We start from the raw sequence: 14,918 nt of genomic DNA, 5'->3' as shown, positions 1-14,918 counted from the left end.
GTGACGGACGTCCCATGCATCGGCACCATCTGCAAAGGAGACCCGGGGGCGGATCGTGCTGATCGGCAGTGTCGCCGGCTTCGTCTACACTCCGGGCAACCTCTACGGGGCGACCAAGTGGGCGGTGACCGGGCTCGCGGAGAACACCCGGCGCATGGTGACCGCGGACGGCATCGGCGTCACCCTGATCGCCCCGGGGCGGGTGGAGACGCCGTTCTGGGAGGGCTTGGGCGGGCTACCGGAGGGGCTGTTGCTGACGGCTGATCAGGTCGCCGACTCCGTCGTGTGGGCCGTCGGGCAGCCGCGCGGGGTGGATGTCAACAACGTCATCATCCGCCCGCTCGGCCAGCCCGTGTGACTCCCCCTTGGCGGGCGGGCCCGGCGCGGCTCCGCCCGCCGCCGTACGGAGCGGTCAGCGGCGCGGCCGTACGGCGCCAGTCAGCGACACGGGGGGGCGGGGGGGCAGCCGCGCGGGTGGACGGCGCGGGTCAGCGGCGCGGGTCAGCGGCGCGGCTGTTCCGGGCCGCTCGGCCGTTCCGGGCGGCCCGGCCGCTCCGGCACCGGCCCGCCGCCCCTGACCGGCCCGTACGGGCGCCCCGCCGGACCACGGGCCCAGGCCCTTACGGCCGGGGCTGACAGTGCGCCGCCCCCGGCCCACCCCCCGACGGTGCAGGTGGTCGCCCCGGACGGCTGGGTGAGCCGCCGACCGGCCGGGTGCGGTCGCGGTCGGCGCGCGGCGGCCGGTGCCGGTGCGGGCCGCGCCTCAGGCGCCAGCCGCGCCTCAGGTGCCAGCCGCGCCTCCGCTACCCGCTGCGCCCGGCGCGACGCCAGCAGCCGGGCCCCGGTGAACACCGCCGCGGTCGCGGCCAGATAGCCGAGTTCCAGGACCGCGGCGTGCACCGGGGCGACCTCCGCGGACCAGCCCGCGTCCCGCCGGTCGCCCTGGAACACCACCCGGTTGACGGTCAGGAACGCCAGGTGCGTACCGATCGCCGCCCAGAGCGGTGCCCGCCCGGGCGCGGTCCGTGCCGCGATCAGGGTGAGGCCGAAGACCGTGAGCAGCACCAGATAGGCGACCGGGTCCTGGCCTGCGGGCACCGGCCCCATCGGGGGCGCGGCCACCCCCGCGGCCCGCGCCACCCCGGCCTGGACCACCGTCGAGGCGGCCGGCACCAGCAGGAAGACCGCCGTCGTGCCCAGCGCCGACACCGCCCCGCCGAACCGCTCGCGCAGCGAGGTCCAGGCGTGGCCGCGCAGCGTCGTCTCCTCCGGCAGCGCCTCCAGCAGCAGCGCCACCACGGCGTTGCCCACCAGGAACGCCAGCAGGTCCGCCGGCCGGGGACCGGACCAGCGGACCCAGCCGAGCGCCGTGCCGGCGCCGAGCACCAGGGCCGCGCCGGCCATGGTGACACCGAAGCCGCGGAGCAGTCCGTACGCCGCGGCGGACCGGGGCCCGAGCCCCAGTGCCGGCCGCCGCGCCCGCCGGCCGGCCCGTAACACCAGCACCACGGGTACGGCGAGCGCGCTGACCAGGGCGGCGGGCAGCAGTTGCCGCGGAAAGCCGTCGATGCCGAACCGCTGGACCAGCGCGGCCCCCAGCGCATTCCCCGTACCCAGCGCCCCGGCCATCACTGCTCCGCCGGCCAGCGCTCTTCCCCAGGCCCGCCAGGCGCTCCCCCGCTCCGTCGTCGTCCTGTCGTGGTGCGTGGCCATCAGCCCGTCCCTCCCGCGCTCCTTCTCCCGCTGCTTCCTCGAGCCCTACGTGTGCCCGGGGCACGGAGGACGAAGCGGCGGGCAGGGCCGCGCGACACGGACGGCGCGTCAAACCCTCCTGCGGTACGACTCGACGCGGACGGGGCCTACGCCGTTGGTCGTCCCGCGGTTGGCCCTGGGCCCCGGTACGGGCCGCCGTTCGGGGTACCTATCGGGCCGGTGCCGTCACCCCAGGGCCCGGTCGAGGTTGAAGGCGGCGCTGATCAGGGCGAGGTGGGTGAAAGCCTGCGGGAAGTTGCCGATCTGCTCGCCGGTGCGGCCGATCTCCTCGGCGAACAGGCCGAGGTGGTTCCCGTAGGTCAGCATCTTCTCGAAGGCGAGCCGGGCCTCGTCCACCCGGCCGGCGCGGGAGAGCGCCTCGACGTACCAGAAGGAGCAGATCGAGAAGGTGCCCTCCTCGCCGCGCAGTCCGTCCGGGCTGCTGCGCGGGTCGTAGCGGTAGACCAGGGAGTCGGAGACCAGTTCCCCGCCGAGCGCGTCCAGAGTGGAGAGCCACTTGGGGTCGGTGGGGGAGATGAACTTGGCCAGCGGCATCATCAGGACCGCGGCGTCGAGGACGTCATCTCCCTCGTGCTGGACGAACGCCTTCCGCTCCGTGGACCAGCCACGGTCCATGATCCGGCGGTAGATCGCGTCCCGGGCCCCCGCCCAGCGGGCCATGTCCGCCGGCAGCCCCCGATGCCGGGCGATCCGCATCGCGCGTTCGATCGCCACCCAGCACATCAGCTGGGAGTAGAGGAAGTGCTGGATCTTCCCGCGGGTCTCCCAGATGCCCTCGTCGGGCTGGTCCCAGTTGTCGCAGACCCAGTCGACGAGGGTGCCGACGGTGTCCCAGTGGTCGCTGGAGAGCGGCTCGCCCCATTTGTCGTAGAGGTAGAGGGAGTCGATGAGGGCGCCGTAGATGTCGAGCTGGAGCTGGTTGACCGCGTTGTTGCCGACCCTGACCGGGGACGAGCCCAAGTGGCCCTCAAGATGGGTGAGTTCCTCCTCGGGGAGTTCACTGCGGCCGTCGATGCCGTACATGATCTGCAACGGGCCGTCGGCGTCGGCCTTGAGGCAGACGTTGCCGGACAGGAAGCGCACGAAGGCCTGCGCCTCGTCGGTGAAGCCCAGCCGGAGCAGTGCGTAGATGCAGAAGGCGGCGTCCCGCACCCAGGCGTAGCGGTAGTCCCAGTTCCGCTCGCCGCCGATCTGTTCGGGCAGGCTGGTCGTGGGCGCGGCGACGATGGCGCCGGTCGGCGCGTAGGTGAGGAGCTTGAGGGTGAGCGCCGAGCGGTGCACCATCTCGCGCCAGCGTCCCCGGTAGCGGGACCGGGAGAGCCAGGTCCGCCAGTACCGCACCGTGGCCTCGAACAGCTCCTCGGCCTCCAGTACCGCACAGGACCGCGGCTCCACCCCGCCGCCGATCCGGTCCAGCGCGAAGACCGCGGCCTCGCCCTCGTGCAGCGTGAAGGTGGAGCGGGCGTCCGGGCCCTCGATCCCGACCGGGACGCTGGAGGTCAGCGCCAGGGAGAGCGCCGGTGAGTCGAAGACCGTGTGGCCGTGCTCGGTGCGCACGGTGTGCGACTGCCGGCCGTAGTCGAACCGGGGCGCCACGCGGACGGTGAACGGCAGCGATCCGCGGACGCACAGCACCCGGCGGATCAGCCGGTGGCGGTCCGCCTCGCGTGAGTCGTCGACGATCGGCATGAAGTCCTGGACCTCGCCCACGCCGTTGTCCGCGAAGAAGCGGGTGATCAAGATGTTGGTGTCCGGGAAGTAGAACTGCTTGGTCCGGGCGGGCACGTCCGGCCCGAGCTCGAAGGCACCGCCGCGGTCGGCGTCCAGGATCGCGGCGAAGACGCTGGGGGCGTCGAAGCGGGCGCAGCAGTACCAGTCGATGGTGCCGTTCGTCCCGACCAGGGCAGCCGTCCGCATGTCGCCGATCAGGCCGTGCTCGGCGATGGGCAGGTAGCGGGGCGCATCCGCCTTGCTGGGGCGGAGGCTCTCACACGCGGCGGTCATGGGACCTCCCTGCGCTGAGGAGCAGGAGCACTCGCTTCAGGTTACCTCCGGGTCGTTTCCGGCGGCGAACGACGGTTCCGGCGCGAACCGCCGCCCGCGCCCCGGCCCCGCAGGGGACCCGCGCCGGCCGGAGCGCGCGGTCATTCCGGCCGGGACTCTCGCCAGATACTGCCTCCCCGTAGGACCATGGCTCGCCCGCCTCTCGCATGTCGCGCACCCCGGTACGCCCTGCCCTCGTCCCGCCCGTCCCGGTCTTTCGTTCCGTACGTCCAGGTCACCGTTCCGCGCGTCGCCGTCCCCCGGTGCCGTCCGCCGTCCTTCACTGTCCTGCGCTGCCTTCGCTCTCCGGCCTTCGTTCTCCGGCCTTCGCTCTCCGCCCTTCGCTCGTTGTCCTTCGATCGCTGTCGAGCGCTACGCCTGTGCCGCTCGTTCCGTACGCCGTGCCTTGGGGAGGACCCCTGACCATGAGCAGACCGATCGCCGTACGCCGCCGCATGCTCCTGCTCGCCACCCTGCTGCTGGGACCGCCGCTCGCCGTCCCGGCCGGACCGCGTGCCTACGCCGCGGGCCCGCCCGGCCCCACCCCGGCCGCAGCCGCCGACGCGTACTGGACCCCGGCGCGGATGCGGGCCGCCGAGCCGGTCCGCACCCCGGCAGGGCACGGGACCGGTGCCACGGGCGGCGCGCCGACGGCGGATCCGGTGCCGCCCAGCCACCCCTTCGACGGCATTCCCCAGGTGGGGACGTTCTTCTGGACGGACGGCAGCAACACCGGCCGGTTCTGCGGCGGCACGGTCGTCCGCAGTCCGCACCACGATCTGGTGGTCAGCGCCGGGCACTGCCTGCGCTCGCCCGACCCCCGGCGCCATCTGTCGTTCGTGCCGCAGTACCACGACGGGCTGAAGCCGCACGGGATCTACCCCGTCGACCGGATCTATCTGGACCAGCGCTACTACGACCTGGGTACGGCGGCCGGTGCCCGCTGGGACTACGCCGTGGTACGGCTCGGGGCCCGGGCGGACGGGGCCGAGGCCGAGGAGGTGACCGGCGGTGTCGACCTCGTCCCGTACCCGGGATACCGCCACCAGGAGGTACGCCTCATCGGCTACCCCGGCAACAGCGACACCACCCACCCCAAGCCGCTGGACTGCACCTCGTCCACCCACCGCTACACCAGCACCGACCCGGCGGCTCCCGGTGACTTCCTGGAGATCGCCTGCGCCGGCTACATCGGCGGCACCTCCGGCGGGCCGTTCCTGGTACGGGACTTCACCGGTGACGCCCTGATCGGCGTGATCGGCGGCTACCACACGGGGGGCGACGTCCCGGACATCTCCTACAGCTCGTACTTCACGATGGACACCCTGGCGCTCTATCTGCACGCCGTCCGCGGGGACACCCCCGCCGGGCCACGGCAGGGCATGCCGTCCCCGAGCTGACCGCGGACGCAGACGCGGACGCTGCACGAGGGGCCGGCCCGCTCCCGGGGCGGCCGGCCCCGCTCCGGTACGGCATTTCCGGCCGGTGAAATGCGCTACACCGGCACCGCACGCCAGCACCACCGGAATTTCCGGGCATTACGCCGGCCCCTGTTAATCTCGGCGGATTACGGGACAGTCCTCAGGGAAAGCCGGTTGCCCACCAGATCCGCAGCGGAAGGTGACGCCCGTTGGTACCGTCGTTTCTCGTCTCCGCACTGAATCGCCTCTTTCGAAACGAGGCTTGGCGCCGGCTGCACGCCCGGGCGGCGTTCTGGGTGACCCTGGTGATGGTCGTGGTACTTCTCGGTGGTGCCGCGCTGGTCGTGGTCGCCGAATCGGGAGCGCGGAACGCGAATATCACGTCGTACCCGAAGGCATTGTGGTGGTCGTTTGAGACCGCCACCACGGTGGGGTACGGGGACTTCTATCCGGTGACGCTGTGGGGCCGGATCATCGCGGTGCTGCTGATGCTCAGCGCCATCACCGCATTCGGGGTGATCACGGCGGCGCTGGCCACCTGGTTCGTCGGCCAGGCGGAGCGGGACGTGGCCCGGCTCGGCAGGGCGGTGGGGAACGCCGCACGGGAGGACGCGGAGGCGCTCCGCTCGGAACTGCACACCCTGCACACCCGCTTCGACCATGTGGAGAACCTGATCAAGGACCGTGGTTCCCGCGCCTCCTGAGGCCCGGTGCCCGTGCTCCCGGACAGGGGTACGCCATGCCCGGCGCCCGTAAAGTGGTCACGTGATCGATTCAGCCGAAGTCCGCCGTATCGCCCTCTCGCTGCCGGAAACGGTGGAGAAGGAAGCCTGGGAGATGCCCACCTTCCGGGTCGCCGGGAAAATGTTCCTGACGATTCCCGACGATGAGACGTCCTTCGCCGTGCGGTGCCCGGTCCACGAACGGGCGGAGCTGATCGCAGCGGAACCCGAGAAGTTCTGGGTGCCGCCGCACGAGGCGAACTCCGCCTGGGTGCGGGTCCGGCTGGCGGCACTGGAGGACGGCGACGAACTGCGGGACATCCTCGTCGACTCCTGGAAACAGGCCGCTCCGACGCGGCTACTGGATTCCTTTTCCGATCCGGACTGAATTCCCGCAGCCGCAGTACCGGCTTTCCCTCACGGGTGACGGCGGCGCAGATCGCTCCAGTCCAGGGCCTGGGAGGCCTTCCGCTGGGAATGCTCCGCTGCCTCGCGCGTCTCGGCGAGGACATCGCCGTGCTTCTTCACCATCTCTTCGTAGATGGGGGTGCGGCCGGAGGTGGGCGTCGCGGTCGTCATGGCTGTGGTCCCATTCCCGTGTCTGATAGTGACTGCGGCTCAGTAGGTTTCGCCGCCCCGGGAAAAGGGAGCACCTCAGGTTGGTCGAACTCGTGGTGCGCTAAGGGAGGTTGTCCCCACTCGTGTGCCGCTCCCCCGTGCGGCCCGGCACATCCTGTCATGTGCGTGGCGAGCACGCAAAAGATCACCCCAGAGCCGGAGACCCCTATGGGATATTGAGGGTTGTTGCGGGGCATTGGGGATTACTGAGTACCGTTCAGGGAAGTTCACTCCTTCATGCCGGATGTAACGACCACGGGCGAGTTCGTAGAATTCACGACATTGGTGCGGCATTCATGGAGTACACCGACCGACGTGACCCAAGCCCGGCTGCGCTGGTCGAGGGACCGAACGGCTCGGCGCCCCGGGGGCGGGAGAGCAGCTGCCGATACTGGGGCAATGCCGGAGAACACGGAGGCAGCTGCGCTGGCAGTGGGGGCACGATGAGCGCCCGGGCGGTGGCCGTCACGGGGCTGGGGCTGGTCACCCCCGCGGGAGTGGGGGTGACCGCCACCTGGCGAGGGGTGCTGGCCGGCACCTCCTGCGCGCAGCGCGATCCGGCGCTGGCCGGCCTGCCGGTGGACTTCAGCTGTCGGGTGCCCGGCTTCGACGCGGCCGAGCGCCTGGGGCGGCGGCTCTCCTGGCGGCTGGACCGGTGTGCCGCGATGGCGCTGGTAGCCGCCCGGGAGGCGGTGACCGGGGCCGGTCTGGACGCGGACAGCTGGGACCCCGTACGGGTGGGGGTGGTCCTGGGGGTCGGGACGGCGAGCATGGAGCGCTACGAGGCGGAGTTCGCCAAACTCGCGGACGGCCGGGCCACCGAGATCTCCCCGCTGGCGATTCCGCGCAGCGTGCCGAACATGGTCGCCGGTGAGGTGGGGCTGGATCTGCGGGTCCGCGGCCCGAACCTGACGGTCAGTACGGCCTGCGCCTCGGGTGCCACGGCGCTGGGGACGGCGCGGCAGCTGCTGCTCGCGGGGGCCTGCGACGTCGTGGTGGCCGGCGGCAGCGAATCGCTGTGCAGCCGCATTCCGGCCGCGTGCTTCCACCAGATGGGCGCGCTCTCGCGCCGCGGCGACGACCCGGCGGGCGCCTCCCGCCCCTTCGACGCGGACCGGGACGGCTTCGTCCTGGCGGAGGGCGCCGGGGTGCTCGTACTGGAACGGACCGAGCACGCCCGGGCCCGCGGAGCCCGGATCCGGGCCCATCTCGCGGGGTACGGGGCGTCGTGCGACGCCTACCACTTCACCGCTCCGCACCCGGAGGGCCGGGGAGCGGCCGAGGCACTGGCCGCGGCACTGGACGACGCGGGGACGGAGCCGGAGGACATCGGCCACATCAATGCACACGGCACCTCGACGGTGCTCAACGACCGAGCCGAGGCAGCGGCGCTGCGCCGGGTGTTCCGCCGGCCGCCGCCGGTGACCGCGGTGAAGGGGACGCTGGGACATGCGGCCGGCGGCGCCGGGGCGATCGAGGCGGCCTGCACGGTGCTGGCGTTGGAGGACCAGGTGGTCCCGCCGACGGCGAACCTGCGGCGCCCGGACCCCGATCTCGGCCTGGACGTGGTCGGCAAGGTGCCGCGGCCGGTGCGGATGGCGGCGGCGGTGAGCAATGCGTTCGGCTTCGGCGGGCAGAACGCGGTGCTGGTGTTCCGCGCGGTGCCGTAGCACCGGACGGCGGGGAGGCAGAACGCCGGACGGCGGGACGTCGGGGCACCGGACGGCTGGGCGTCGAGCACCGGCCGACTTCACGCGAATGCCTGGCTTTCGCCTGTGCGCCGGTGCCCGTGTCACCAAACACTTCGACATACTGCAACGAACTGTTCATAAGTCGGACAATCGTCCGTACGTGGGTGCTCTGGTGCGGGGCTCGGCGGCGCTGCCGCGTCGTGACCGGCACGCCGTCGAAGGAGTGATGCGTTGATCACGGTCACCGGTGCCACCGGCTTTCTCGGCGCACATCTGCTCGCCGCCCTGCTGCGCAGGGACGACCGTCCGGTCAGCGCCCTGGTCCGGGACGATCCGGAGGAGGCGCGGGAGCGACTGCTCCGGGCGGTGCGCAGTACCGGCGCCCACTGGGAGGCGGCCGCTTTCCACCGGCGGGTGACGCCGGTACGGACCGAACTGACCGCACCGCGGCTGGGACTGTCCGCCGCAGACCACACCACACTGGCAGGGCGGACGCAGGAGCTGTGGCACTGCGCCGCGGACACCAGCCCCTTGGGCCGGGCGGCGGCGCTGCACCGCACCAACGTCGAGGGCACCCGGCGTGTCCTCGCATTGCTCGACGCCGCCGGGCGCGACGCCCGCCTCTGCCACCTCAGCACCGCGTTCGTGGCCGGGAAGCGCCGCGAGGGCGTGGTGCCGGAGGACGCCCTGGAGGAGCGGTACGGCTTCGCCACCGCCTACGAGGAGTCCAAGTACCGGGCCGAGGAGCTGGTCCGGGGCTGGGCACGGGACAACGCCCGGGCGGTGGCGGTGTTCCGGCCGAGCCTGCTGGTCACCGACCGGCCGGCCGGCCCGGACGAACCGCGCCACTGGCTGGCGGTCCAGGCCGCCAGGACCAGCCTGCTGGGGCGGCAGGACCGCGAGCTGGTGCTGCGGGCGGCCGGGCTGTCACCGGAGGACGTCGCTCTCCCCTACTCGGCGCGGATGCCGGGCCGGCCCGATGCCGTGGTCAATCTGCTGCAGGTGGACTGGGCGGTGGCCGCGATGCTGCGGTGCGCGGCGGCACACCCGCGCTCCGAGTACCGGACCTTTCATGTGACGCACCCTCAAGACCGCTCAGTTCCCTGGCTGTTGAGGATCGCTCTGGAGTCCTGCGACTGGCTGGAGGTCGAACTCGACCCGGATCTCACGCCGGAGCGAATGCGGCCGCTGGACCGGTCCCTGATGCGGCTGGCCGCCGGACTGACCCCGCACTGGTGGTCCCGACGTCGCTACGACCGCGCCGGGCTGGTCGCCGCGACGGCCGGTCTGGCGCCGCCGGCGGAGCTGTCGGCGTCGTACGTGCGCTCCGGCATGACCGACGCCCTGCCGCCGATGTCGTCAACCGCCGGTCCCGCGGGGGCCGGTTCCGCACCGAAGGGAGCCGTGAGCGCTCATGTCTGATGCCGCCGTCACCCCTGGATCCGGCCCGGTCGACGGGGCGTACGCCGCGCTCTGTGCGGCCCTGACCGAGACCTTCGGCGTGGAACAGCACGACCTTCGCCCCGACGCGACGTTCGAGGAGCTGGACGTCGACTCGCTGGCGCTGCTGGAGTTCGCGCTGGTGATGGGCGAACGCCTCGGGGTGAGCAGCAAGGACGCCGAGCTACGCCCCACCATGACGCTGGCGGAGGCCGCGGCTTATGTCCAGGCGCTCCGTTCGGGGGCCGGCGTGCCGGGCTGCGCGGCGCAGGGACAGGCAGCGGGCTCCCCGACCGCCTGACGCGCGCTCCCCCGCTCTTCCGGACACCCGCTCTCCCCTCGGTCACCGGCCCCTCGTTCCGCCCCGGTCCTTGATCCGCCGTTCCTTATCCGGTCCGGCCGGCGGCGGGCAGGTCCTGCACCGCGTCCGGCGGGGCCGTCGGGGTGCCGCCGGCAGGGGCTCCCGGCGTGGCCGGGCCGCCGCTCCGGGGCGTACGGGCCGTGGGACCCCACCAGTTGGCGCGTCCCGCCAGCCGCATCACCGCCGGTACCAGGACCCCGCGTACCACCGTGGCGTCCACGATCACGGCCAGCGCCAGGCCGAACCCCAGCTCCTTGAGGAGCAGGACGTCCGACGAGGCGAGGGCGCCCATCGCCACCGCGACGGCGAGCGCGGCCGCGGTGAACAACCGGCCGGTGCGGGCGATGCCGTGGACGACCGCCGCCGTGTTGTCGCCGGTGGCGCGGTAGTGCTCCTGGATACGGGAGAGCAGGAACAGCTCGTAGTCCACCGAGAGCCCGAAGGCCACGCTGAACAGCAGCAGCGGGATGGTCATATCGAGGGTCCCGGCGGGGGTGAAGTCCCCCAACAGCCAGCGCAGGCGCCCGTTCTGGAAGACCTGGACGGTGCCGCCCAGGGCCGCGCCGAGGCTGAGCGCCGCCACGGCCAGGACCTTCAGCGGAATCAGCACGCTGCGGGTGAACAGGAACACCACCACCGCGGTACCCGCGGCGATCAGCCCGGCCGCCAACGGCAGCCTTCCGGACAACACCGCCCGGGCGTCGACGACTTGGGCCGCCCACCCGGCCAGGTGGGCGGGGCCCGGCGCCGGCAGGGCCCGGACCTCGCGCACCAGCCGGGCGGCCCGCTCGGACTGTGGGTCGGACGTCATCGTCAGCGTCGCCACGGTGCCCCTCCCCCGCCCACCGACCGCGGCCGGCGGCGCCCCGCCCACCCGACCACCGCCCTCGTACCGCCCGGTCGCGGTGACCGCCCCGCGCACCCCGGCCAGCGCGGAGAGCCGTCGCCCGTACGCATCGAGGGCGGCCCGGTCGGCGGCCGGGGCGGCCCGGGGCAGCACCACCGTCAGCGACCCCGCCGCGGGCGTCCCCCACTCCCGTCGGATGAGGTCGGCGGTCGCCGGGGACCCGGTCCGCGCCGGCAGGATCCGTTCGTCGGCCAGCCCCAGCCGCGCCTGCCCGAACGGCAGCACCAGGAGAACCAGCAGACCCAGGCAGCCCGCTCCCCACCACACGGGGCGCCGGGTGACCCCGCGGGCCACCGCGCGCCACAGCGGGCTGTCCCCGCCGACCGTTGATGCCGGTGCCCACCGCAGCCGCCCGAGCGGATCCAGCGACTCCATGCGCGGCCCCCACTGCGCCAGGACGGCCGGCAGCACCAGCACCGCCGCCAGCGCGGCCAGGACGACCACCGCCATCCCCGCGTACGCCATCGAGCGCAGGAAGGAGAACGGGAACACCAGCAGCGCGGCCAGGGCGGCGGTGACGGTCGCCGCCGACACCGCGACCGTACGGCCGGCGGTGCGCACACTGGCCTCGGCGGCGGCCGGCGGCGCCAGCCCCCGCGCCCGTTCCTCCCGGTACCGGGCGACCAGGAACAGTGCATAGTCCACCGCGAGGCCGAAGCCCAGCGCACCGACGAGGTTGACGGCGAAGACGGAGACGTCGGTGACGGCGGTGAGCACCCTCAGCACCGCCAGCGTGCCCACCGTCGCGACCCCGCCGACCAGCACCGGCAGCAGTGCCGCCGCCAGCGACCGGAAGGCCACCGCCAGGATCGCGAAGGTCAGCGGCGCCGCGATCAGCTCGGCCCGCACCAGGTCCCGGTGGGCCCGCTCGGTGGACTGCGCCAGCGTCCATGCGGGCCCGGTGGCACGGACGGTGAACGGGCCGGACCGGGCGGTGTAGCGCGGTACCAGCCGCTGCGCCGTACGGGCCGCCTCGGTCTCATCGCCGCGCAGGTCGGCCCGGAGGAGCGCGAACCGGCCGTCGGAGGAGCGCAGCGAGCGGTCCCCGTCCGTCCAGTACGAACGCGCCCGCCGCACCCCGCGCTCCGCGGCCAGCTGCTCCGTCGCCCGCCGCCCCGCCGCGCGCACCGACGGGCTGTCCACGGCGAGCCGGGCGTCGGGACGCAGCACCAGGACGAGGTCGGGGCTGCCGGCACCGAGGCGGACGGCTCGCTCCTCGGCCCGCGCGGAGAGGGTCCCGGACGCGGCGAACCCGCCGGCGGAGAGCCGCTCGCCCAGCCCGGAGGCCATTGCGCCGCAGACCAGGCACAGCATTCCGGCCAGGATCAGGACCCGTCGTGGCGCCCGTACCGCCCGCTCGCCCCAGGAGCGTCGCCGCGCCTTCGCGCTCCCGTCCCTGTTGCCGTCCGTACGCGTCGCCACCATGATCCCGATGTTCCGGCCGTCGCCTCCGCGGGCAGGAGTGACGCGCCGTCAGTGCGGTGGTGGGTGGAGCGGATGGCGCAGGCCGCGGCGGGCGGGCCGGGAACCGACGCCGCACGGCACCCACCCCCCCCGATGACCTGGCAGACTCGCCGCTTCGGACCGGACGGGCGAAGGGGAGCGGGCAGGTGGGCGACACCGTGTACGTGAGGTTCCAGGGGACGGAGCGGAGCCCGAGGGGGCACTTCCCCGGCATCTTCGGGCTGGCCAACGGCCTGGCCCGGGACGGGAAACTGAGCGAGGAGCAGCACCGGTTCTGGCGCGCCGGCAACGACTGGTACGACACCCACTACACCAACCCGTCCCTGGTCGACCCCACCGTCTACGACCCCGAGGCGAACCCGGGGGCGGTGGCCTGGTTCAAGTCCACCGCGGTACACCTCCTGGTGCGGGTGGACGGCTACCTCGACCTGCTGACGACGCACGCCGTCGACCACGAACGGGTCGAGACCACCGACCCCGGCCGGATCGTCTACGAGGACGAGGACCAGGTCATCGCGGTGCCCTGGCACCCCGACCGGCCGGTCTGCGGGCCACGGCCCTGATCGGACCGTGCCCCGTGTGGCAGCGCCCCCCAGGCGCCGCCTCAGTGCGCGATGCCGTCGATCAGCTCACGCGCTCCCTGGCGCAGCAGGGCGACGGCCACGGAGGTGCCCAGGGTCTCCGGGGTGAGCGGGCCGGCCCACTCGTGTGCGTTGAGGACCGTCTTGCCGTCCGGGGTGAACACACAGGCCCGCAGGGAGAGTTCGCCGCGCCGGTCGGTGCTGGCCCAGCCGGCGATCGGGCTGTTGCAGTGGCCCTGCAGGACGTGCAGCAGCATCCGTTCGGCGGTGGTTTCCTGGTGCGTCGGGGGGTGGCCCAGTGCGCTGACCGCGTCGATGGTCGCGGCGTCGTCCTCGCGGCACTGGAGGGCCAGCACGCCCGCGCCGATCGGCGGGCACATCTCGTCCACGGACAGGATCTGGGTGATCACATCCGTCCGGCCGATGCGCTCCAGCCCCGAGACGGCCAGCAGCAACGCGTCCGCCTCGCCGGCCGCGAGCTTCTCCATGCGGCGGTTGGCGTTGCCGCGCATCGGCACGCACTGCAGATGGGGGTGGGAGGCGGCGAGCTGGGCGATCCGGCGGACCGAGGAGGTGCCGATCCGGGTGCCCGCGGGGAGTGCGTCGAGGGCCAGTCCGCCCGGGTGGATGAGTGCGTCGCGGACGTCGTCGCGCTTCAGGAAGGCCGCGAAGGTGGTACCGGCGGGCAGCGGGCGGTCACCGGGGATGTCCTTGACGCAGTGCACCGCGAGGTCCGCCTCGCCGGCGAGCAGGGCGGCGTCGACCTCCTTGGTGAACGCCCCCTTGCCCTCCACCTGGGAGAGCGCCCCCATCCAGCGGTCCCCGGTCGTCTTGACCGGGACGACCTCCGTGACGATGCCGGGGTGGAGCGCACCGAGTTCGGCGCGGACGCGCTCCACCTGGGCCAGTGCCATGGGCGAGTCGCGGGAGACGATGCGGATCAGTTCTGGGGCGGACATGCGCCCACGATAGACCGTCACTTCGGTGCCCGCGGACATCGGCCGGGCCGGCGACCGATGTGGCGCAGGTCCGGCGGTTCGGCGCCGGACGGGCCCCCGCTCCGGCGGTCTCCGCCCGTGGGAGTACCGTCCCGGCATGTCCCGATCATGCGATCCCGCAGCACCGCCGCCGCCCGTCACCGCGGACGACCTCGACCGTGCGGTCCAGTTGTCCGTCGCCGTCCTTCGCCGGGCGCCTGTGGAGGCGTGGCAGGAAAGGGCCGGTGCACTGGAGTGGAACTGCTGGGAGACCGTCGAGCACCTCAGCGACGACCTGTTCGCCTATGCGGCTCAACTGGGGCCCAGGAAGCCGCCGTTGGACGGCAATGTGCCGTTCGTCTGGGAGCCGAGGCGGCCCGGTGGGCCGGCGAACGCGGTGCACGCCGACCGTGCGGCGGGGCCGGCCGGGTTGCTACAGGTGCTGGAGGCGAGCGGTGCCCTGCTGGTCGCCATGGTGCGGACGACGCCGCCGGAGGTGCGGGCCCACCATGTGTTCGGGGTGTCGGACGCCGAGGGGTTCGCCGCGATGGGCGTCGTGGAGACGCTGGTGCACACCCACGACCTGGTGCAGGGCATGGGGCTCACCTGGGACCCGCCGGCCGAGTTGTGCGTCCGGGGGCTGGCCCGGCTGTTCCCGGACGCTCCCGGGGGCGCCGCGCCCTGGCCCACCCTGCTGTGGGCCACGGGCCGCGCCGAGCTGCCGGATCACCCGCGCCGCACCGCCTGGCGCTGGGACGCACGGGTCCGCCGGTAGCAGCGACGGCGTGCGGCGGCGGTCCGCACACCGGGCACGTCGTGGGTCCGTACGACATGACGAGGCCCAGGCCGAGCGGTGCGGCCTGGGCCTCGTCCGGTTGCGCCGGGGGGAATGCGCGGTAGCGTCCGCGCCGTGCGGGCGC

The 14,918-nt window shown here is 73.4% G+C and carries 13 protein-coding genes and 1 pseudogene; 9 read left to right on the top strand and 5 right to left on the bottom strand.

The annotated features are described in order from the left end of the window. Positions 1 to 16: 16 nt before the first annotated feature. Positions 17 to 358: pseudogene (locus AB0G84_RS06935) on the top strand (SDR family NAD(P)-dependent oxidoreductase); the annotation flags it as partial. A gap of 143 nt (positions 359 to 501) precedes the next feature. Here AB0G84_RS06935 and AB0G84_RS06930 read toward each other — a convergent pair. Beyond that, a complete protein-coding gene (locus AB0G84_RS06930) occupies positions 502 to 1,713 on the bottom strand; it encodes a CPBP family glutamic-type intramembrane protease (protein ID WP_361316489.1) in 1,212 nt (403 codons plus the stop codon). A gap of 225 nt (positions 1,714 to 1,938) precedes the next feature. Continuing rightward, positions 1,939 to 3,777 carry a glycoside hydrolase family 15 protein gene (locus tag AB0G84_RS06925; protein WP_361316487.1) on the bottom strand — a complete coding sequence of 613 codons (1,839 nt, stop codon included), beginning with the start codon at positions 3,775 to 3,777 and terminating at the stop codon, positions 1,939 to 1,941. 464 nt (positions 3,778 to 4,241) lie between these two features. Between AB0G84_RS06925 and AB0G84_RS06920 the strand changes: the two genes are divergently transcribed. The 3 genes from AB0G84_RS06920 to AB0G84_RS06910 all read left to right on the top strand — a co-directional run bounded on the left by AB0G84_RS06920 (position 4,242) and on the right by AB0G84_RS06910 (position 6,347). Further along, positions 4,242 to 5,216: a trypsin-like serine protease gene (locus AB0G84_RS06920; RefSeq protein ID WP_361316484.1), complete on the top strand. Its 975-nt coding sequence runs from the start codon at positions 4,242 to 4,244 to the stop codon at positions 5,214 to 5,216. A 230-nt stretch (positions 5,217 to 5,446) separates the two neighbouring features. Further along, positions 5,447 to 5,941 (top strand): ion channel, encoded by a 495-nt coding sequence (locus AB0G84_RS06915; protein ID WP_361316481.1) that lies wholly within the window; start codon positions 5,447 to 5,449, stop codon positions 5,939 to 5,941. A 61-nt stretch (positions 5,942 to 6,002) separates the two neighbouring features. Next, on the top strand, positions 6,003 to 6,347 hold the full coding sequence (locus AB0G84_RS06910) for an MmcQ/YjbR family DNA-binding protein (RefSeq protein ID WP_361316478.1): 345 nt from the start codon (positions 6,003 to 6,005) through the stop codon (positions 6,345 to 6,347). Between the two features lie 29 nt (positions 6,348 to 6,376). On the opposite strand, the gene AB0G84_RS06905 is transcribed toward AB0G84_RS06910, so the two are convergent. Beyond that, positions 6,377 to 6,538, bottom strand: a complete 162-nt coding sequence (locus tag AB0G84_RS06905; protein ID WP_361316475.1) for a hypothetical protein — start codon at positions 6,536 to 6,538, stop codon at positions 6,377 to 6,379. A gap of 482 nt (positions 6,539 to 7,020) precedes the next feature. On the opposite strand from AB0G84_RS06905, the gene AB0G84_RS06900 reads away from it, so the two are divergent. The 3 genes from AB0G84_RS06900 (at position 7,021) to AB0G84_RS06890 (ending at position 10,009) form a co-directional block, all read left to right on the top strand. Further along, positions 7,021 to 8,247, top strand: coding sequence for a beta-ketoacyl-[acyl-carrier-protein] synthase family protein (locus AB0G84_RS06900; protein ID WP_361316472.1), 1,227 nt, complete (start codon positions 7,021 to 7,023; stop codon positions 8,245 to 8,247). Positions 8,248 to 8,499: 252 nt separating this feature from the next. Next, positions 8,500 to 9,690 (top strand): SDR family oxidoreductase, encoded by a 1,191-nt coding sequence (locus AB0G84_RS06895; RefSeq protein WP_361316469.1) that lies wholly within the window; start codon positions 8,500 to 8,502, stop codon positions 9,688 to 9,690. Next, complete coding sequence (locus AB0G84_RS06890; protein ID WP_361316467.1) at positions 9,683 to 10,009, top strand: acyl carrier protein; 327 nt, start codon at positions 9,683 to 9,685, stop codon at positions 10,007 to 10,009. The genes AB0G84_RS06895 and AB0G84_RS06890 overlap by 8 nt, the downstream gene beginning before the upstream one ends. An 85-nt stretch (positions 10,010 to 10,094) precedes the next feature. On the opposite strand, the gene AB0G84_RS06885 is transcribed toward AB0G84_RS06890, so the two are convergent. Beyond that, positions 10,095 to 12,401, bottom strand: a complete 2,307-nt coding sequence (locus AB0G84_RS06885) for an MMPL family transporter (RefSeq protein ID WP_361316464.1) — start codon at positions 12,399 to 12,401, stop codon at positions 10,095 to 10,097. Between the two features lie 185 nt (positions 12,402 to 12,586). On the opposite strand from AB0G84_RS06885, the gene AB0G84_RS06880 reads away from it, so the two are divergent. Beyond that, on the top strand, positions 12,587 to 13,003 hold the full coding sequence (locus AB0G84_RS06880) for a hypothetical protein (RefSeq protein ID WP_361316461.1): 417 nt from the start codon (positions 12,587 to 12,589) through the stop codon (positions 13,001 to 13,003). Between the two features lie 41 nt (positions 13,004 to 13,044). On the opposite strand, the gene hemC is transcribed toward AB0G84_RS06880, so the two are convergent. Beyond that, on the bottom strand, positions 13,045 to 13,980 hold the full coding sequence (gene hemC / locus AB0G84_RS06875) for a hydroxymethylbilane synthase (protein ID WP_361316458.1): 936 nt from the start codon (positions 13,978 to 13,980) through the stop codon (positions 13,045 to 13,047). Between the two features lie 136 nt (positions 13,981 to 14,116). Here hemC and AB0G84_RS06870 point away from each other — a divergent pair, with 136 nt between their 5' ends. Next, the gene (locus tag AB0G84_RS06870) at positions 14,117 to 14,773 is read left to right on the top strand and encodes a DinB family protein (protein WP_361316455.1); all 657 of its coding nucleotides are present in this window, start codon (positions 14,117 to 14,119) and stop codon (positions 14,771 to 14,773) included. Positions 14,774 to 14,918 lie beyond the last annotated feature (145 nt).

It is taken from the genome of Streptomyces sp. NPDC020742, from assembly GCF_040641675.1.
Classification (GTDB): domain Bacteria; phylum Actinomycetota; class Actinomycetes; order Streptomycetales; family Streptomycetaceae; genus Streptomyces.
The sequence above is the reverse complement of the archived record's forward strand: the minus strand, read 5'-3'. Positions and strand labels throughout refer to the sequence as shown.